We start from the raw sequence: 19,178 nt of genomic DNA on the forward strand, positions 1-19,178 counted from the left end.
TGCGCCTCTCAGGAGAGCAGGGAGCGGCCGATGATCTCTTTCATGATCTCGGTGGTGCCGCCGTAGATGGTCTGGACACGCCCGTCGGTGAAGGCGCGGGCCACGGGGAACTCGCTCATGTAGCCGTAGCCGCCGTGCAGTTGCAGGCAGCGGTCCGCGGTACGTTTCTGCAGCTCGGTGGCCCACCACTTGGCCATCGAGGCGTGCACCGCGTCCAGCTCGCCGGCCGCCAGGTCCTCGATGCAGCGGTCGACGAACGTCCGGGTCACGGCGCACTCGGTGGCCATCTCGGCGATCTCGAAGCGGATGTGCTGGAACCGGCCGAGCGGCCTGCCGAACGCCTCTCGCTCCCTGACGTACGCCGTGGTGGCCTCGACCAGGTGCTCGGCTGCGGCGACCGCGGCGACGGCGATGGCCATCCGCTCCTGCGGCAGGTGGGCCATGAGGTGGCCGAAGGCGCCGTCGCGCTCCCCCAGCAGGTTGTCCTTCGGCACCCGTACGTCGGTGAAGAACAACTCGGCGGTGTCCTGGGCCTTCTGGCCGATCTTGTCGAGGTTCCGGCCGCGCTCGAAGCCGGCCGCGCCGCGCTCGACGACCAGCAGGCTGAGCCCGTGCGCGCCGCCCTCGGGGGTGGTCCTGGCGACCACGACGACGAGGTCGGCGAGGATGCCGTTGGAGATGAACGTCTTGGCGCCGTTGAGCAGCCAGTGGTCCCCGCGGTCCTCGGCGGTGGTGCGGATGCCCTGGAGGTCGGAGCCGGCGCCCGGCTCGGTCATGGCGATGGCGGTGATCAGCTCGCCGGTGCAGAAGCCGGGCAGCCAGCGGCGCTTCTGCTCGTCGGTCGCCAGGGAGGTCAGATACGGGCCGATGACGTCGTTGTGCAGGCCCACGGCGAGTCCCGGGGCGCCGGCGCCGGCGAACTCCTCGGCCAGCACGGCCGCGAAGCGGTAGTCGTCGTGGCCCCCGCCGCCGTACTCCTCGGGGACGGCGAGGCCGAGCAGCCCCTGCCGCCCGGCGGCGCGCCAGGCGTCGCGGGAGACGATGCCGTCGGCCTCCCATCGCGCGTAGTGCGGGGTGACCTCCTTGGCGAGGAAGGTCCGCACGGTCTCGCGGAAGGCCAGGTGCTCGGGCCCGTACAGCCGGCGCTTCAACGCTCCTCCTGGGTCGGGGCAGGGGTGGGGGTGGGGTCGGGCAGGCCGGAGAGACCGGGGACGTCCCAGTCGCGGGCGACGGCCGCGGTGTCGGCGCCCGGGGCGGCGGGCGGACGGCGTACGGCGCCGGGGGTGGCGGAGAACCGGGGCGCGGGGGCGGGCTGGACGGTGCCGTACTCCTCGGTGAAGGTGCCGCGGGCGGCGAGGTGCGGGTGGTCGCGGGCCTCGCGCAGGGACAGCACGGGGGCGACGCAGGCGTCGGAGCCGGCGAAGACCTCGGTCCACTCCGCGCGCGTACGCTCCCGGAACCGCGCGGCAAGCCGCTCGCGCAGCTCCGCCCAGGCGGCGGGATCGCCACGGTCGGGCAGGTGGCCCGGGGCGCCGAGGAGGCGGACGAACTCCTCGTAGAACGCGGGTTCCAGCGCGCCGACGGCCATGTACTGCCCGTCTGCGGTCTCGTAGACGCCGTAGAACGGCGCGCCGCCGTCGAGGAGGTTGGCGCCGCGGCGGTCGGTCCAGGCGCCGGCGGCGACCATGGCGTGGATCATCGCGGTGAGGTGCGCGGTGCCGTCCACGATGGCCGCGTCGACGACCTGCCCCTCCCCGGTGGTACGGGCGTGCTGCAGTGCGGACAGCACGCCGACGACGAGGTAGAGCGAACCACCGGCGTAGTCACCGAGGAGGTTGGCGGGGACGGCGGGCGGGCCGCCGGCGGGGCCGATCATGCCGAGCGCGCCGGTGACGGCGACGTAGCCGATGTCGTGCCCCGCGGTCTCCGCCAGCGGCCCCTCCTGGCCCCAGCCGGTCATCCGCCCGTACACCAGCCGGGGGTTGCGCGCCAGGCAGTCGCCGGGGCCGACGCCGAGGCGCTCGGCGACGCCGGGGCGGAAGCCCTCGACGAGGATGTCGGCCCGCTCGGCGAGGGCCAGCGCGGCGGCGGCGCCGGACGCGGACTTGAGGTCGAGGACGACGGAGCGCTTGTTGCGGTTGGTGAGGTCGTGCGCGGGGTCGATGCCGAGTCCCGGGCCGCCGGGCCGGTCGATCCGTACGACGTCGGCGCCGAGGTCGGCCAGGAGCATGGCGGCGAACGGCCCGGGGCCGATGCCGGCCAGCTCGACCACGCGTACGCCGTGCAGCGGGCCGTGCCCCGTGCTCCCCATCAAGCCCCCAGCGGTGTGACACCAACTGTGTAACACCAGAGATGATAAGAACACGTTTCAGTGGGCACAAGTGCGGGGACACCCCGCGCGGGTCGGACGCCGCCGCGGGGGCACGGAACGGGAATCCACCGTCCGGCGCGTATACGTGACGGCGCCTCATGAACCACCCTGGGTGCCATGGCAGACGAGCCCCGGCCGCACGACCTCATCCTCTTCGGCGCCACCGGCTTCACCGGCGGACTCACCGCCGAGTACCTGGCCCGGCACGCGCCGGCCGGCTGCCGCTGGGCGCTCGCCGGGCGCGACACCGGCAGGCTGGCGGAGGTACGCGACCGGGTGGCCGCGATCCGGCCGGAGTGGGGCGACCTGCCGCTGCTCACCGCGGACGCGGCGGACCCCGCGGCGCTGCGCGGGCTGGCCGAGCGGACCCGGGTGGTGGCCACGGCGGTCGGCCCGTTCCTGCGACACGGCGAGCCGCTGGCCGCCGCCTGCGCCGCGGCCGGGACGGACTACGCGGACCTGACCGGCGAGCCGGAGTTCGTCGACCGGGTGTACGTGCGCCACCACGAGCGGGCCCGGGAGACCGGGGCCCGGCTGGTGCACGCCTGCGGGTTCGAGTGCACGCCGTTCGACCTCGGCGTGCGGTTCACCGTCGGGCAACTGCCGGAGGACGTGCCGCTGCGCATCGACGGCTTCCTGCGCGCCGCGGGCGGGCTCTCCGGAGGCACGCTCGCGTCCGCGCTCGGGGTCGTCTCCCGGCCGCTGCCGGGGGCGCGCGCGGCGCGGGCCCGCCGCCGGATGGAACCGCGGGTGACGGGGCGCCGGGTGCGGGCGCCGCTGGGCGCGCCGACGCGCAGCGGCGCGGTGCGCGCGTGGGGGCTGCCGCTGCCGACGCTGGAGTCGCGGGTGGTGGCGCGGTCGGCGGCGGCGCTGCCGCGGTACGGGCCCGACTTCCGCTACCGCCACTACGCCGCCGTCAGGCGGCTGCCGGTCGCCGCGGGCAGCGTGCTGGGCGCCGGGGCGTTCGCCGCCGCGGCCCAATTGCCGCCGCTGCGGAAGCTGATGGCGTCCCGGCTGGCGCCGGGCACGGGCCCGGTGGAGCAGCGCCGGGCGCGCAGTTGGTTCTCGGCCCGCTTCGTGGGCACGGGCGGCGGCCGGCGGGTGGTGACGGAGGTCAGCGGCGGGGACCCGGGGTACGACGAGTCGGCGAAGATGCTGGCGGAGGCGGCGATGTGCCTGGCGTACGACCCGCTGCCGGAGACGTCGGGGCAGGTCACGACGGCGCAGGCGATGGGCGAGGCGCTGACGGCCCGGCTGGTGACGGCGGGGCTGGGCTTCCGGGTCTGGGTCGCGTCGCCGTAGCGGGGGCGAGCGGGCCCGCGGTGAACGGGCCCGCCGCGCTCCCGTACGAGCCGGCGCCCCCGGTCCGTACGGCCTACTCGGGTGCCGTCTGCACTTCGAGGGCCGCGTCCCGCACCTCCCGCTCCGGGTGTGCGCGCAGGGTGCGCAGCGTGGCCCGCCAGGGCTCCGGCCAGCCCGCGCGCGTACCGCCGGACTTGGTGAGCGCGACCGCGAAGAGGCCCTCCGCGTGCCCGCCCGCCGCCGCCAGCGCGCGGGCCGCCTCCGCCCGGGCGTCCGGCGTGCCCGGCCGGCCGTCCCCGTCCAGCCGGCGGCCCAGCGTGCCCGCCGTCGTCTCGGCGAGCACGGGGCGCCCCTCGTGGAGCGCCGCGAGGTCCAGCAGCGCCGCCGTCAGCTCCGCGGTTCCGGCCTCCAGGTCCAGGGCCTCCGTGCGCAGCACCGCCGCCTGCGGCACGAAGTCGTCGTCCGCCGCGAGCACGTCGGCGAACGCGTGCACCGTGGGCCGCAGCAGGGGGCGCAGGGTCCGTGTCCGCGTGGTCAGCCGCCACACCAGGGAGGCGAGGCGCCGGCGTGCGGGCAGGTCGCGGTCCTTCTCGGCGTCGGGCTGGCCGAGGGCGCGGACGCGGAGTTCACGCGCGGCGCGTACGACGGGCTCGCGCGCCGGGTCGTCCGCGGGGGCGTTGATCGCCAGGGTGACGAGGGCGTCGGCCGCGGGCTCCCACGTACCGCGGTTGCCGAGGTCGGTGACCGCGCGGCACAGCACGTCCGCCGCGGTCGGCGACCACGGCGCCCAGCCGGCGAGGCCGGTGTACGCGGCCCAGGCGAGCTGCGGATCCTCGGTGCGGCTCGCGGCCTCCACCAGGCCCGCGTACCGCGGCCGGTACTCCTCGCGCAGGTCGCGCGGCTGCGGCCGGAGCAGGGGGAGCCGTACCTCCGGGTCGTCGGCCGCGGCCGCCTCCAGCATCCCCCACACCTCCGGCCTGCCGAGCAGGCCGCCGGCGAACGCCACGCACGCGGCGCGGACGTCGCGGTGCTGCTCGGGCAGTTCGTACGCACCCGCCACCAGCACCGCCGCGCGCTCGGCCGGCAGCCGGGCGGCGGCGAGGCGGACGGCCTCCTTGCGGCTCGTCACCTTCGCGACGGACCCGTCGGGGCCGGGCAGCAGCAGCGGGCGCAGGGCCGCCTCGACGCGCGAGGGTGCCGCGTGCCGGGTGGCGCGGGTGGCGGCGTAGACGGCGACGCGGGCGCGGTCGCCGCCGGCGTGCGCGAGCAGCAGCGGCAGCGCCTCCGCGGGCCGGTCGGTCCAGACCAGGGCGGCGAGCGCGGCCTCGGCGAGCACGACGTCGTCCGCCCCGGTGTAGCGGAAGACGACGTCGAAGCCGTGGCCGGGTATGCGGGCGACCTCCGCGAGGGCCCGGGCGCGGTCGTGCAGCGGCAGCCCGGCGTCGGCCGCCGCGCGGGCCAGCAGCCGGGCGGCGGCGGCCTGCTGGGCGGGCGTCCAGCGCTCGGGCGTGATGACGGGCGGCGTCCAGGAGGCGCGCCGCGTCAGGAACCTGCCCCACGGCGGGGTGTCGCCGAGGACGCCGTCCAGCAGGTCCGTACGGCTGCGGGCGAGCACCGCGTACACCGGCGGCAGGACCGCCGCGGACGGCTCCAGCGCCAGCAGCCGGCCGACGCGCTCGCCGCGGCCCGCCCGCGGCTCCAGCCACAGCGACACGGCGGTGCTCACGGTCGCGTCGTTGCCGAACTGCACCGCCTGCCACAGGTACTCCTGCAGTTTGGGCATTCCCCAGGCGCGCCGCCCGAGCGCCCGCGCGAGCGCGAACGTCAGCCCGTGGTCGACCTTGTCCGCGCCCGCCTCCAGCCACGGTTCGAGGGCGTCGAACACCTCGTGCTCCTGCCCGCGGCGCAGCGAGGTGTCCAGCCGGCCGAGGTCGGCGCCGCCGGTGTGGCCGGTGAGCCGGGTGATCGTACGGAGCGAGAAGCTCACCAGCTCGGGCCGCCCGCCCGCCACGTGCTCGCGGAGCAGCGCGACAGCCAGCGTGCGCAGCGCCCCGCGGGTGAGCGACGAGGAGTCGCGGGCGGCGATCGCGTCGGCGGCGATGAGGTGGAGGTGGTCGGCCGCGTCGGCGGTGAAGAGCGCGGGATGGGTCCCGGCGAGCTGCCGCAGCGCGACGGAGCGCACCGGGTCCTGGTCGTTGCGCAGCCGCTCGGCCAGCAGCCGGACGGCGCTGGTGACGTCCTCGGGGTGGCCGGAGCGGGCGGCGTTGGCGACGAGCAGCCGGTACGCCTCGGCGCGCTCGTCGGCGTCGGAGCGACGCAGGGCGGCGAGCAGTTCGCCGCGGGCCTCGGCGACGGGCAGGCAGGCCACCGCGCGCAGCACGACCGACGGGTGCGCGTCGCGCTCCCGGGCCTGCGCCGCCATGCGGCGCGCCTCGGCCGCGCGGCGCGGGTGGGGCAGGGCGTCGAGGAGGTCGGGCGGGAAGTCGTCGCGGGTGGTGTCCCGTCCGGCCATGGCGGCGTCGAAGAGCGCCTCGCGGCGGGACGGCGGGGTGCGGCGCAGCAGGTCGGTGAGCGAGGAGGTGTTCTCCTGCCAGAGCCGGGCGAGTTCGGTCAGCTCGGGCGGCGCGGCGGCGACGAGCCGGTCGAGCACGGTGCGCGGGAGCCGGGTCGCGGCGGTCCCCCGGCGGCGCTCCGGGGCGAGCAGCAGGCGCAGGGTGCGGCCGGGGTCGGCGGCCACGAGGCGGTTCAGCCGCTCGTGCACGAGCGGCTGGAGCCCGCCGTGGCAGAAGCGCTCCAGCAGGTCCAGCACGCGCTCCGGGGCGGCGTCGGCGAGCGGGGCGACGACGCGGGAGTTCGCGGTCCACCATGCCGCCCGGCCGCCGCGCGCCAGCGGGGCCAACTGCCGCTCCGCCTCGTCCAGTACGGCCCCGGGGTGGCGGCCGGCGAGGGCGGCGGGGCCGCTGAGCGCGGGCCAGAGCGCGGGCAGCAGGCGGCGTACGGTCTCCTCCGTGCAGGCGGGCAGCAGCCGCGCGGCCTCGGCGTCGCCCCACCGCTCGCCGACCGGCCCGATCAGCGCCTCCGCCACGGCGGTGCGGCGGCCGCGGACCACGGCGCGGACGAGTTGCCCGCGCACCACTGCGGGCGCGTCCTCGAACGCGGCGACGACGGCGTCGTCGGGCAGCAGGCCGCGCCGTACGGCCTTCATCCCCTGGGCGCGCACCGCGCGGTCGGGGTGGGCGAGCCGGGCGGCGAGGAAGGCGGTGTCGCGCCCGACGAGGGCGGCGAACGCCGCGAGCCGGCGGCCGTACCCGCCATGACCCTCCAGCCCGTCGAGGAGCGCGGCCAGTTCGCCGCGGCCGGCGGCCCGGCGGGCGGCGAGGGCCAGTTCGCCGAGGCGCCGCGGGTACGGCAGGGGTTCGAGGGCGCGGATGAGGTCGTCGGCGTGAGGCTGCATGGGACGGCATTGTTCCGTGCCGGTGGCCGCTCCGGCGCCGAATTCCTGTACGAGCCGGACCGCCGCCCGGCCGGCCGGGCGGCGGTCAGTCGAACGACGGCATCGCGCGGGTGCGGGTGCGCTTGATCTCGTACAGGCCGGGCACGCCGCCCAGCGTCAGCAGCCCGTCCCACAGCCGCAGCGCGTCGGCGCCGCGCGGCGCGGGCGAGCCGACGGGGCCGAAGAAGGCGAAGCGGGCGCCGCCGGGCGGGGTGACGGCGAGGACAGGGCTGCCGACGTCGGTGCCGACCAGCGCGATGCCCTCGGCGTGCGAGGCGCGTAACGCCTCGTCGTACGCCTCCGACTCGGCGGCCGCGGCCAGTTCCGCGGGGAGCCCGGTGTCGTCGAGCGCACGGGTGAGGCCGTCCCACTCGCCGCGCTCGTGCAGCCTTACGGCCAGCGCCGCGTAGTAGCGGCCGAGGGCGTCGGACCCGTGGTGCCCGGCGACGGCGGCGCAGACCCGCACCGGCTGCCGGAGGTAGTCGCCCCACTCCCCCTCGGGATCCTCGGGGTTGACCTCGCGGCCCTCGCCCCGGACCGCCAGGCTCATGACCCGCCAGCGCACCCGGATGCCGGTGAGCAGCGGCACCTCCGTCAGCCAGCGGCCGTCGTCCACGTCCAGGGGCACACGGGGTCGAACCAGAAGTCGACGGCGGGCGGGCCGTCTCCGGGATCCGCCGCCTCGTCCGTCCTCATCACTTCACCGTATCGAGATGCAGGCGGACGAACCGCGGGCGGTACAGGGCGACGTTGCGGTGCACGTTGGCGGAGACGTCGTCGGCCGAGGCGTCCAGCCAGTTGACGTCGTAGCCGAGGAGCAGCCCGTCGCCGGAGCCGACGCCCGGATGCGCCTGCGGGTTGTACGCGGTGGCGCCCGAGCCGCCGGCCGCGTCCTCGGGCAGCGGCGCGGTGAACGCCTTGTCCGGCCCGTGCCACGGGCCCTCCGGCCGGCACGCCCAGTACGACGCGACGGTCGTCAGCCCGCTGCCGCCCGGCCCGCCCGCGTCCATCGTGAAGAGCACCCAGGTGTCCCCCTGCCGCACGACGCTGAACGCGCTGCCGACGCCCTTGCGTCCGCCGTCCCCCAGCACCGGCCGGGAGCTGGCCGCCTCCCGGCTCCACCGCTCGCCGTCCCAGTACCGCCACGCCGACCGGTCCCCGAGCCGGCCCACCGGCACCCGCGCGAGGTGCGCGCGGGAGCTGCGCTCGGCCTGCTCGGGGGTGCGGCCGTCGGTGCCGCCCCACACGTACGTGAAGTCCCCTCGCCGCACCGCCGCCGCGCCGTAGACGAGGCGGTCGGCGGGGTCGGCGACCCGCGACTGGTCGTCGACCTGGGTGATGCCCTCCAACCGCAGGTCGGGCAGCGAGAGCGTGGCGACCTCGGTGGCCAGCGGCACGCCGTAGATCCACGGCTGCTGCGCCTCCTGCCGGTGCCAGAGGAGCACCCGCAGCACCTGCTCGGCGGAGCCGGGCGCCCGCGGCTCCACCACGGCGTGCACCGGCCAGCGCCACTGCCGCACCGGGGCGCCGGGTTCGGGGAAGAGGGAGGCGGGCGCGCCGGGGGCGCCGCCGAGGAGGGTGCGTTCGAGCCGGCCGTCCGGGGACATGACGAGGGCGGCGTTGCGGGTCCACGCGGGGGTGCCGAGGGAGGTGTCGCGCCAGGCGTGCGGCTGGCCCTGCTTGTTGGGCGGCGGCTGGACCCGGCCGAGGTACGGGTCGGAGACCAGCCACAGGGTGCGGCCGTCGGGCAGCCGGACGGAGTGGTTGCCGTCGCCGCCGGTCCAGTCGTCCGTGCGGGCGGCGTCGTCGCCGTAGCGCGCGAACTCGTCCGTCGTCGCGGCGTCGGCGCTCCAGCCGGAGACGGCCAGGCCCGTACAGGCCCCGGCGTCATCGCCGGAGTCGTCGTCGGTGAGCACGACGACGAGACCCACGACGAGCAGCAGGGCGAGGGCTATCCCGGCGCCGGCGGTCTGGCGTCGCTCCATCGGGGCACGGTAACGGGCGTGGCCGGTGATCCGTAAGGCACCCCGTGGGACGCTGCCCGCGGGCGCCCGTAGGCTGGCGGCGTGGCGAAGCGAGACCTTGCGGTGTTCGACCTGGACGGCACCCTCACCGACACCCGGCACCGGCTGCACCACCTCGCGTCCTCCCCCAAGGACTGGGACGGCTTCTTCCGCGCGGCCCCTCTCGATCCGCCGCTGCCCGAGGGCGTGGCGCTCGCCCTCCGATGGGCCGGGACCTGCGAGGTCTCCTACGTCACCGGCCGCCCGGAGCGCACCCGCGGGGACACCGTGGCCTGGCTCGCCGCCCACGGCCTGCCCGAGGGCCCGCTGTGGATGCGCCGCGCAGGCGACCGGCGGCCGGCCCGGGTGGCGAAGCCCGACCTGCTGCGCCGGGTGGCCCGCGGGCGGACCGTCGCGGTGGTCGTGGACGACGACGAACTCGTCTGCCAGGCGTACGAGAAGGCCGGCTTCCCGGTCGTACGGGCCGACTGGATGCCGTCCGCCGAGCCGCTGCGCGCGGCGCAGGAGGACGAGGGCCGCACGTAGCGTCCGCTCCCGCGGGCACCCGCGGGAGCGGCAACGCCCGCTCAATCCCGGGCCGGATCGCGGCCCGCCCCTCCCGCGCCGCGGCCGGGCGACTACGCTCGGCGCACATGACCTCCCGCGACGACACGGACATCGACGACACGGGCCTCGATGAGACCGAAAAGACCGGAAACGCCGGAAAGACCGGTATAGCCGCGGCCGGCACCGACACGGGCGACCTCCACACGCCCGGCGCCGGTGACTCCGATGAGACGGCGGGACTGCCCGGCCCGCTCGACGGCGAGGAGGGCGAGGACGGCGAAGAGCCGCCGCCGCCCCGGCTCACGCCGCGGCAGGCGCGCCGCGTACGAGCCCTGACCTCGGCGGGCGTGATGGTGGCCGTCGGCGTGGCGATGGTGGTGCGGTTCCGGACGGAGGCGTCGCTGCTGACGTTCGCGCTCTACGGCGGCGCGCTCATCCTCTCCGGTACCGCCATCATGCTCAGCCGCGCGGGCCGCACCCGGGTCGCGATGGCGGTGCTGGCCGCCGGCTTCGCGTTCGTCGTCGCCGACCAGTTGCTGCGCTAGCTCCGCCGCGGTAGAGGGCGGCCGGGGCGGGTAGGTCATCGGTAGTACGCCGAGTGGGGGGTTCGTTGAAGAAGAAGCACGCGGCCGCAGCGGCGGCGCTCCTGGTGCCCGCGGTCGCCGTCGCCGCGGTGCTGTTCGCCCGGTCGCACGGCGGCACCGAGGAAAGGGCGCACCGCCCCCAGGCCCGCTCCTCCCCCGTCTCCCCGGCCGTTTCCCCCTCGCCGACGCCCGCACCCGCCGACGAGCCGCCCGCGCCCGAGGGCCCGGTGCTCGGCGTGAAGCTGGACAACGCCGCGGCCGCCCGGCCGCACACCGGCCTGGAAGAGGCCGACGTCGTGCACGTGGAGCGCGTCGAGGCCGGCATCAGCCGGTTCCTCGCCGTCTACGCCTCCGGGCTCCCCGACGTCGTCGGGCCGGTGCGCAGCGCCCGCGAGACGGACCTGGAGCTGCTCGCGCAGTACGACGACCCCGTCCTCGCGTACTCCGGCGCGCAGTCCAGGCTCAAGCCGTACATCAACAGCGCCCCGCTGCGCCCCGTGCCGCCCGAGCAACTGCCCGGCGCGTACTTCCGCGGCACCGACCGCCCCATACCCCACAACCTGTACCTGCGCCCCGAGCGCGTCACCGACGCCGCCCCCGAACTCGCCGGCATGGACGCCGCGTCGCTCTACGGGACCGGCGAGGCCCCGGCCGGCGGCCGGAAGACCGGCACGCGCACCGTGGAGATGCCGGCCGCGAGCTTCACCTTCGACTGGTCGGCCGAGCGCCGCGGCTGGGAGGTCTCCATGGACGGCACGCCCGCCACCAGCGGCGGCACGCGGCTCGCGCCGCCGACGGTGGTGCTCCAGGAGACGACCATCCGCAAGGGCGGGTTCGGCGACCGGTGGGGCAACAACTCGCCGTTCACCGAGACCGTCGGCGCCGGCGACGCGACGGTGCTGCGCGACGGCCGCGCGTACGCCGCCGAGTGGGACCGCCCGACGGAGGCGGACCGCACGGTGTTCACGACGCCGGACGGCGAGCCGATGCCGGTGGCGGAGGGCCAGGTGTGGGTCGTCTACGTGCCCCGCGGCTGACCGCGCCGGGCACCTCTCCCGTCGTACGCGCCCTCAGCCCGCGTCCATCCGCAGCACCGCCGCGCCCCTGACCCGGTCCGCCGCCAGGTCGTCGAGCGCCTCGTCCGCCCGGTCGAAGGGGTAGGGGGTGACGGTCGCACGCACCCCGTGCGCGGCCGCGGCGGCGAGGAACTCCCGGCCGTCGGCGCGGGTGTTGGCGGTGACGCTGCGCAGTACCCGCTCGCGGAAGAGGTGCCGCTCGTAGTCCAGCTCCGGAATGGTGGTGAGGTGGATGCCCGCCACGCTGAGCGTCCCGCCGGCGTCCAGCGCCTCCAGCGCGACCGGCACCAGCTCGCCGGCGGGCGCGAAGAGCACCGCCGAGTCGAACGGCTCCAGCGCCGGCTCGTCGGCCCCCGCCGCGGTCGCGGCGCCCAGTTCCAGCGCGAGCCGCTGCGCCGCCCGGGAGCGGGTGCGCACGTGCACCTCGGCGCCCTCGGCGAGGGCGAGCTGGGCGGTCAGGTGCGCGGAGCCACCGAAGCCGTAGAGGCCGAGCCGGCCGCCGGGCGGCAGGTGCGCCAGGCGCAGCGCGCGGTAGCCGATGATCCCGGCGCACAGCAGCGGTGCCAGGTCCTCGGCGGCGGGCTCCTTGGGCAGCGCGTAGGCGTACGGGGCGGGCACCACGGCGTATTCGGCGTAACCGCCGTCCGCGTCCCAGCCGGTGTAGCGCGAGAAGGGGCACAGGTTCTCCTGGCCCCGCTCGCACCAGCGGCACTGTCCGCAGGTGTGGCGCAGCCAGGGGATGCCCACGCGGGATCCGATGCGCCGTTCGGCGGCGGCTCCGGCCGCGACGACCTCGCCGACCGCCTCGTGGCCGGGCACGACCGGCGTCTTGTGCGGCGGGAGGTCGTGGTCGCGGACGTGCAGGTCCGTACGGCACACGCCGCACGCCTCGACCCGGACCAGCAGTTCGTCGGGCCCCGGCTCGGGCACCGGCAGCTCCACCGGCTCCAGCCGGCCCTTCGCGGTGACGACCCAGGCCCGCATGGACGTCGGCGGCGTGGCTCCCATGCCCCCATCCTCGCGGGCGCCGGTCCCCTCCGTCCACGACGCGCCGGGCGGCGCACTCCCCTGCGACCTCGGATGCCCCCGGCTGTCGGCGCGGGCGTGTGCGATCGCGCCACGCCGGGTACCCGCGGGTCGCACGCCCGCGCGGAGATCGGAGGTGATCATCGGCAGCATGCGCCGTGACCGGTGACCACCATGATCGTCGAAAGGACGTGCCCGTATGCGCATCGCATTCCTCGTCGCCCCCGAGGGGGTCGAGCAGGTCGAGCTCACCGAGCCCTGGCAGGCCGTCACGGAGGCCGGCCACACGCCCCGGCTGGTCTCCACCCGTCCGGGCCGGGCCCAGGGATTCCACCATCTGGACAAGGCGGACACCTTCGAGGTCGACCAGGTCGTCGCCGGCGCCAGCGCCGACGAGTACGACGCGCTGGTGCTGCCGGGCGGCGTCGCCAACCCCGACTTCCTGCGGATGGACGCGGACGCCGTCTCCTTCGCCCGGGAGTTCTTCCGCACGGGCAAGCCGGTGGCGGCGATCTGCCACGCCCTGTGGCTGCTGGTCGAGGCGGACGTCGTCCGCGGGCGCACGCTCACCTCCTGGCCGAGCCTGCAGACGGACATCCGCAACGCGGGCGGCACCTGGGTCGACGTACCGGTCCAGATCTGCTCCGACGGACCGAACACGCTGGTCACCAGCCGCAAGCCGGGCGACCTAAAGGCGTTCGGCGAGGCGTTCCTGGCGGAGTTCGCCAAGGCTGCGCAGGGCTGAACCGGCGGGCGTCCCCCGGATCAGCCCCCGGGGCGGATCCTCGCGGTCCGGGTGACGCGGCGGACGCTCCACTCGAAGCCGCCGCGGCACACCACCGCGTGCCGCTCGTCGGTCACCACGCCCTGGGTGCTGATGCGGGCCCGGTCCGCGGTGCCGGCGAGCACGGGGCGCAGCACCTGGACGGCGGACGAGCTGAGCTTGCAGGAGGCGATGAGCCGGCCGCGCGCGGGCGCCAGGTACTCGAACGAGGCGGACGCGCCGAGCGGCAGCACGCCGTCCAGTTCGCCGGGCGCGTCGCCGGCGGAGAGGATCGCGGCCAGCGCGGCCGCGTCGACGAGGGTGGCGAGGCCGCTGGAGTGCAGCGAGCCGATGACGTTCCCGAGCACACCGGGGGCCTCCACGGCGACCTCGGCGGCACCGTCGATGGCGCGCAGCACCGTGAGTCCGGCGGTGCGGTGGGCGGGCACAGGCTCTAACAGCGAGCGCGCCAGGGCGGTGGCATCCATGGAGACATGGTGCCGGGGGCCGGCGAAGGCGGCGGGTCCGCCAGGCCAACTCCGGCTGACCGGTAGGTTCCGTCCGGCCGTCGGGAACCGGCCGCTCACTCCTCCTTGGGGGTGGCCAGCACCTCGTTCAGGTCGTACGTGACCGGCTCCTCCAACTGCTCGTAGGTGCAGCTCTCCGGCGTGCGGTCGGGGCGCCAGCGGCGGAACTGCGCGGTGTGCCGGAAGCGGGCCCCGTTCTCCATGTGGTCGTACGCGACCTCCAGCACCCGCTCCGGCCGCAGCGGCACCCACGACAGGTCCTTCTGCCCGCTCCACCGGCTCGGCGCCCCCGGCAGCCGCGCCGACTCGTGCGCCTCCTCCTTCGCCCAGTCGGCCCACGGGTGCGCCGCCTGCTCCTCGGGCGTCTCCATCCGCAGCGGCGCGAGCTCCTCGACCAGCTCGGCCCGCCGCTTCATCGAGAACGCCGCGCACACCCCCACATGCTGCAGCACGCCCTTGTCGTCGTTGATGCCGAGCAGCAGGGAGCCGACCACCGGCCCCGACTTGTGCCAGCGGAAGCCGGCGAGCACCACGTCCGCCGTGCGCTCGTGCTTGACCTTGACGAGCACCCGCTCGTTCTGCCGGTACGGCAGGTCGGCCGGCTTGGCGATTATCCCGTCGAGCCCGGCGCCCTCGTACTGCTCGAACCACTCCCCCGCGACCGCCAGGTCCGTCGTCGCCGGCGCGATGTGCACGGGCGCCCGGGCGCCGGCCAGCGCGCGCAGCAGCGCCGCGCGCCGCTCGGACTGCGCGGTGTCCAGCAGCGAGTCGTCGCCGAGGGCCAGCAGGTCGAACGCGACGAAGCTCGCCGGGGTCTGCTCGGCGAGCATCCGCACCCGCGAGTCCGCGGGGTGGATGCGCTCGGTGAGGGCGTCGAAGTCGAGCCGGTCGCCGCGCACGATGACGATCTCGCCGTCCAGGACGCACCGCTCGGGCAGGTTGGCCTGGAGCGCCTCGACCAGCTCGGGGAAGTAGCGGGTGAGCGGCTTGCCGGTGCGGCTGCCGATCTCGACCTCGGCGCCGTCGCGGAAGACGATGGCGCGGAAGCCGTCCCACTTCGCCTCGTAGAGCATCCCGGGCGGGAGCTTCTTCTGCGGCTTGGCGAGCATCGGCTTCACGGGGGGCATCACCGGCAGATCCATGTGCGTAACGGTAGGGCGGGATTCGGACATCCGCCTTACCGTTACGCACATGGGTGCAGCGATTCAGCTCCAGGCGGGCGACAGAACAGTGCGGCTGTCCAGCCCCGACCGGGTCTTCTTCCCGGCGAAGGGCTACACGAAGCTCGACCTCGCGAGGTACTACGTCGCCGTCGGCGACGGCATCGTACGGGCGCTGCGGGACCGGCCGACGACCCTCGAGCGCTATCCCGAGGGGATAAGCGGTGAGTCCTTCTTCCAGAAGCGCGCGCCGAAGAACACCCCCGACTGGATCCCCACCGCCCGCATCACCTTCCCCAGCGGCCGGTACGCGGACGAGATGTGTCCCACCGAGCCGGCGGCGGTCGTCTGGGCGGCCCAGTACGGCACGCTGACGTTCCACCCGTGGCCGGTGCGGCGCGGCGACACCGAGCACCCCGACGAGCTGCGCATCGACCTCGACCCGCAGCCCGGCACCGACTACGCCGACGCCGTGCGCGCCGCGCACGAGATGCGCGCCGTCCTCGGCGAACACGGGCTCACCTGCTGGCCGAAGACCTCCGGCGGCCGCGGGATGCACCTGTTCGTGCCGATCGCGCCGCGCTGGACCTTCGTGCAGGTGCGCCGCGCGGTGATCGCCGCCGGGCGGGAGCTGGAGCGGCGGATGCCGGAGCAGGTCACCACCGCGTGGTGGAAGGAGGAGCGCGGCGAGAAGGTCTTCGTCGACTACAACCAGATGGCCCGCGACCGCACCATCGCCTCCGCCTACTCCGTGCGGCCGCACCCGCATGCGCCCGTCTCCGCTCCGCTGCGCTGGGAGGAGGTGGACGCCGCCGAGCCGGACGACTTCGACCTGGTGACCATGGTGAAACGCTTCGCCGAGGTCGGCGACGTACACGCGGACATGGACGAGTACGCCTTCGACATCACCTCGCTGCTGGAGCTGTCCGCGCGGCAGGAGCGGGACCACGGCCACGGCGACATGCCCTACCCGCCGGACCACCCGAAGATGGCGGGCGAACCGAAGCGCGTACAGCCCAGCCGGGCGCGCCCGGAGGAGTGAGGGTCCCGCCGACGCCGGGGCGGGCCACCCGGCGGTGGTGATCCGGTGCGGGCCTGCGCGAGCGGGCGCCGGGCTGGCGAGGAGGGCCGCCCGACCTGCGGCGTACGGGGTGATCGTAGACTTCGCGCATGCGATTCGGACTCCTCGGCACCGGCCCCTGGGCGGAGCGGGCGCACGGCCCAGGACTGCAGGCACACCCGCGGGCGGAGATCGCCGGCGTGTGGGGCCGGCGTCCTGAGGCGGCCCGTGCGCTCGCTGACCGCCTCTCCACGCGCGCGTACGAGGACGTGGACGCTCTCCTCGCCGACTGTGACGCGGTGGCCGTCGCGCTGCCGCCCGACGTGCAGGCGCCCCTCGCGGAGCGGGCCGCCGCGGCGGGCTGCCATCTGCTGCTGGACAAGCCCGTCGCCACCGAAGTGGCCGCCGCCAGGCGGGTGGTGACCGCGGTCGAGCGGGCCGGAGTGGCGTCCGTGGTCTTCTTCACGCTGCGCTTCCGCGACGAGACCGCGGGCTGGCTGGCCGAGCGGGCCGGGGAGGAGGGCTGGCTGGTGGGCCGCGCCGACTGGCTCTCGCCGGTCTTCGCGGGCGCGGACAGCCCGTACGCGGCCTCGCCCTGGCGCGGCGAGAAGGGCGCGCTCTGGGACGTCGGGCCGCACGCGCTGTCGATGCTGCTGCCGGTCCTCGGCGACGTGGACCCGGCGGTGCCCGGCGCCGTCACCTCCGCGCGCGGCCCGGGCGACACCGTGCACCTCACGCTGCGGCACGCCTCGGGTGCGTCGAGCACGTGCACCCTGAGCCACACCATCCCGCCGCAGGCGTCCGGCGTCACCGTGGAACTGCACGGCACTCCGGGCGTCCAGACGGCGCCGGACCGGGACGACGACGGGCCCGTGCCCGCGTTCGTACGGGCTGTGGACGCCCTGCTGGAGGCGGCCGAGAGCGGCCGCCCCGACCCCCGCGACGTCCACCTCGGGCTGCGCGTGACCGAAATCCTCGCGGCGGCCCAGGAAGGGCTGCCTGCCGCGGGCGAGTGATCCCGCGGTAGCCGCCGGGCCCGCGCCCCGGAAGGGCCGTGGCCCCGCCTCTGCGGCGGGGGCCACGGCTGTCACCTCCGGCCGCCGTCAGGACCCCGCCGGGGCCCGCGCGGCGGTACGGGCCTGGGGCACGACGCCGAGCAGGCGCAGCCGGTCGAGTGCCGTCTGCCGCGAGGCGATCCCCGCGGCCCCGGCCGCCCACTCGTCCCACTCCGGCCAGCGCGCGCGGTCGAACCCGGCGTCCTCATACGCGTCCTCGGCGAGCAACTCCCCCACCGTGCACATGCCCTCGGCGTCGCCGAGCCCGGGCCACCCGAGGTACTCGGTGCGCCACGCCAGCCGGTTCCCGCCGCCCACGGAGCGGTGCAGCAGGTGGGCGTCGAACGCCAGCACGTCGCCCGGCTCCGTCGGCAGCACGGTCTCGGGCACCGGCCAGCCGGGGAAGCCCTGGTTGGCGGGGTCGAGATCGTGGTACGCGGCCAGTCGGCGGGCGTACGCCGGGTCGTGCGACCCGGGCACCACCCGCAGCGCGCCGGTCCGCGCGGTCCGCGGCTCCAGGTGGGCCAGGAACGTCACCCCGGGCACGTCCGGGCCGACGTCCGTGTGCCAGCCGGAGTTGCTGGTGAAGCACACCGCGCTGGGCACCGCGGGCACGGTCATCCGCCCGCACAGTTCTGCCGAGCCCTGGAACAGCCGCGGGTCGTCGGCGATCAGCGACTGGCTGAAGGGCGTCCGGTCGGCGGCAAGCGGCAAGTAGTCGCCGCGGATGCCGCCTTCGCCGTTCGGGTCGGTGTCGGTGCCGAGGCCCCCGTAGGCGTCGGTGAGGGCGGTGGTCACCTCGGCGGTGAGCCGGTCGGTCTCCTCGTACGTGAGCAGGCCGCGCAGCACCACGTACCCGAAGGCGCGGAAGTGCTCGATCTGCTGGTGGCTGAAGAACGACGTCATGACGTTGTCTCCTCTCGTCTCGATGGCAGGTCGTCTCGCGCATCGGACGGGAGGAGGGCCACGGGCCCGTCAGCGTCAAACGAATCCGGATCGCATGGCGCCCATCGTAGCCACGCGGCTCCGGTGTCCGCCACGTGGTTTACCCGTCAGCGGTGTTCGGGGGTAGGCGCGTACGCCACCGGACCAGTGCTTAGACTCGCCCCGACCACTGATCTTGACCGCATCGGGGGGTTAACGCCCATGGGCACGAAGAAGACCGCCGTCTCCACCGCCGCCGCAGGACTGACCGCGTTGCTGCTGGCCACGGGGTGCAGCGGCGGTTCGGACGACGACGGGGGCGGCGCCGGCGACGAGAAGGCGCAACCCCGCCCGGTGATCAGTGAGGGCCAGGCCCGCAAGGTGCTGGAACGCTACGTCGAGACCAACAACGCGGCCAACGCCGCCCTGGACCGCAAGGCGCTCGGCGAGGTCGAGGGCGGCGCGCTCTACCAGCAGAGCCAGGCGCAGTACCGGCAGTTCCCCACGTACGAAAAGAAGTACCAGGCGCTCTACAAGAAGCCGTTCCGCTACCGCGCCGACGAGGCCCAGTACTACATACCGGCCCGCGGCGACTGGTACATGGTCGACGCCCCGGTGGAGGGCCCCGGTTACGACGAGGGCGACCGCAGCCTGCTGGTCTTCGAGCGCGCCGGCGGCGGCACGTGGAAGAACGTCGCGTCCGTCGGCATCCAGGGCCGGATCCCCGAGGTCGCCCGCGGCGACGGCGGTCTGCCCACCGTGCTGCCCGCCGGCACCGAGGTGGGCACGACCGCGCTCGACGGCCTGGACGACGCGGTCAACGACCTCTATGTGTCGGGCGGCAAGAAGGACGGCAAGCTCCTCGCGGACAGCGAGGTACGCAAGAACATGGTGAAGGACCACGCCACCCGCCGGGACTGGATCAGGCCCGAGCACGACGGCTACTTCGAGACCGAGTTCGAGTCCGAGAACCACAAGTGGGACGACGCGTACAAGCCCGCCTTCCCCGACGTCTACGCACTCCGCACGGCCGACGGCGGCGCACTGACCGTCTTCAACTCCTACGACGCGCGCGTGGACTTCGCCACCCGGCCGGGCTTCCACGTCATCCCGGGAGATGCCACCAGCCTGTACGTGAAGGAGAAGGAGCCGCTGGGCGTACGGGAGTACTACGCCGTGCAGAACGCGGCCCACGTACCCGAGGAGGGCAAGGTCGAACAGCTCGGCGGCGAGGTGGAGATGATCGGCGCGAGCTGACCCGCCTCGT

At 75.7% G+C, this 19,178-nt stretch carries 16 protein-coding genes and 1 pseudogene; 8 read left to right on the forward strand and 9 right to left on the reverse strand.

The window, feature by feature from the left end; genetic code table 11:
* Positions 1-8: 8 nt before the first annotated feature.
* A complete protein-coding gene (locus tag FB457_RS25135) occupies positions 9-1,151 on the reverse strand; it encodes an acyl-CoA dehydrogenase family protein (protein ID WP_047019315.1) in 1,143 nt (380 codons plus the stop codon).
* Positions 1,148-2,311, reverse strand: coding sequence for a CoA transferase (locus tag FB457_RS25140; RefSeq protein WP_145783374.1), 1,164 nt, complete (start codon positions 2,309-2,311; stop codon positions 1,148-1,150). Before FB457_RS25140 ends, FB457_RS25135 begins: the two co-directional genes overlap by 4 nt.
* A gap of 177 nt (positions 2,312-2,488) precedes the next feature.
* Between FB457_RS25140 and FB457_RS25145 the strand changes: the two genes are divergently transcribed.
* On the forward strand, positions 2,489-3,673 hold the full coding sequence (locus tag FB457_RS25145; RefSeq protein ID WP_145783376.1) for a saccharopine dehydrogenase NADP-binding domain-containing protein: 1,185 nt from the start codon (positions 2,489-2,491) through the stop codon (positions 3,671-3,673).
* A gap of 73 nt (positions 3,674-3,746) precedes the next feature.
* On the opposite strand, the gene FB457_RS25150 is transcribed toward FB457_RS25145, so the two are convergent.
* The 3 genes and pseudogenes from FB457_RS25150 to FB457_RS25160 all read right to left on the reverse strand — a co-directional run bounded on the left by FB457_RS25150 (position 3,747) and on the right by FB457_RS25160 (position 9,151).
* On the reverse strand, positions 3,747-7,127 hold the full coding sequence (locus tag FB457_RS25150; RefSeq protein WP_145783378.1) for a hypothetical protein: 3,381 nt from the start codon (positions 7,125-7,127) through the stop codon (positions 3,747-3,749).
* An 85-nt stretch (positions 7,128-7,212) separates the two neighbouring features.
* A pseudogene (locus tag FB457_RS25155) lies at positions 7,213-7,862 on the reverse strand (mycothiol-dependent nitroreductase Rv2466c family protein).
* Positions 7,862-9,151, reverse strand: a complete 1,290-nt coding sequence (locus FB457_RS25160) for a DUF4185 domain-containing protein (protein WP_145783380.1) — start codon at positions 9,149-9,151, stop codon at positions 7,862-7,864. The pseudogene FB457_RS25155 and the gene FB457_RS25160 overlap by 1 nt, the downstream one beginning before the upstream one ends.
* 81 nt (positions 9,152-9,232) lie before the next feature.
* Between FB457_RS25160 and FB457_RS25165 the strand changes: the two genes are divergently transcribed.
* The 3 genes from FB457_RS25165 to FB457_RS25175 all read left to right on the forward strand — a co-directional run bounded on the left by FB457_RS25165 (position 9,233) and on the right by FB457_RS25175 (position 11,357).
* Positions 9,233-9,715, forward strand: a complete 483-nt coding sequence (locus FB457_RS25165; protein ID WP_486589128.1) for a phosphatase domain-containing protein — start codon at positions 9,233-9,235, stop codon at positions 9,713-9,715.
* A gap of 107 nt (positions 9,716-9,822) precedes the next feature.
* Positions 9,823-10,281, forward strand: coding sequence for a hypothetical protein (locus FB457_RS25170; RefSeq protein WP_047019309.1), 459 nt, complete (start codon positions 9,823-9,825; stop codon positions 10,279-10,281).
* 65 nt (positions 10,282-10,346) lie between these two features.
* A complete protein-coding gene (locus FB457_RS25175; protein WP_145783382.1) occupies positions 10,347-11,357 on the forward strand; it encodes a DUF3048 domain-containing protein in 1,011 nt (336 codons plus the stop codon).
* Positions 11,358-11,390: 33 nt separating this feature from the next.
* Here FB457_RS25175 and FB457_RS25180 read toward each other — a convergent pair whose 3' ends face one another.
* Positions 11,391-12,404, reverse strand: coding sequence for a zinc-binding alcohol dehydrogenase family protein (locus FB457_RS25180; protein ID WP_145783384.1), 1,014 nt, complete (start codon positions 12,402-12,404; stop codon positions 11,391-11,393).
* A 217-nt stretch (positions 12,405-12,621) separates the two neighbouring features.
* Between FB457_RS25180 and FB457_RS25185 the strand changes: the two genes are divergently transcribed.
* Complete coding sequence (locus FB457_RS25185) at positions 12,622-13,167, forward strand: type 1 glutamine amidotransferase domain-containing protein (RefSeq protein ID WP_047019306.1); 546 nt, start codon at positions 12,622-12,624, stop codon at positions 13,165-13,167.
* 20 nt (positions 13,168-13,187) lie between these two features.
* On the opposite strand, the gene FB457_RS25190 is transcribed toward FB457_RS25185, so the two are convergent.
* Entirely contained in the window at positions 13,188-13,673 is a 486-nt protein-coding gene (locus tag FB457_RS25190) for a hypothetical protein (protein WP_047019305.1), read from the reverse strand.
* A gap of 95 nt (positions 13,674-13,768) precedes the next feature.
* Positions 13,769-14,854 carry an ATP-dependent DNA ligase gene (locus tag FB457_RS25195; protein ID WP_145783386.1) on the reverse strand — a complete coding sequence of 362 codons (1,086 nt, stop codon included), beginning with the start codon at positions 14,852-14,854 and terminating at the stop codon, positions 13,769-13,771.
* Between the two features lie 49 nt (positions 14,855-14,903).
* Here FB457_RS25195 and ligD point away from each other — a divergent pair, with 49 nt between their 5' ends.
* Both ligD and FB457_RS25205 read left to right on the forward strand, forming a co-directional pair.
* Entirely contained in the window at positions 14,904-15,914 is a 1,011-nt protein-coding gene (ligD, locus tag FB457_RS25200; RefSeq protein WP_145783388.1) for a non-homologous end-joining DNA ligase, read from the forward strand.
* Positions 15,915-16,042: 128 nt separating this feature from the next.
* On the forward strand, positions 16,043-16,948 hold the full coding sequence (locus FB457_RS25205; protein ID WP_047019302.1) for a Gfo/Idh/MocA family protein: 906 nt from the start codon (positions 16,043-16,045) through the stop codon (positions 16,946-16,948).
* Between the two features lie 87 nt (positions 16,949-17,035).
* On the opposite strand, the gene FB457_RS25210 is transcribed toward FB457_RS25205, so the two are convergent.
* Complete coding sequence (locus FB457_RS25210) at positions 17,036-17,893, reverse strand: phytanoyl-CoA dioxygenase family protein (protein WP_145783390.1); 858 nt, start codon at positions 17,891-17,893, stop codon at positions 17,036-17,038.
* 240 nt (positions 17,894-18,133) lie between these two features.
* Between FB457_RS25210 and FB457_RS25215 the strand changes: the two genes are divergently transcribed.
* Positions 18,134-19,168, forward strand: a complete 1,035-nt coding sequence (locus FB457_RS25215; RefSeq protein ID WP_047019300.1) for a DUF8094 domain-containing protein — start codon at positions 18,134-18,136, stop codon at positions 19,166-19,168.
* Positions 19,169-19,178 lie beyond the last annotated feature (10 nt).

Source organism: Streptomyces sp. CNZ287 (assembly GCF_007827615.1).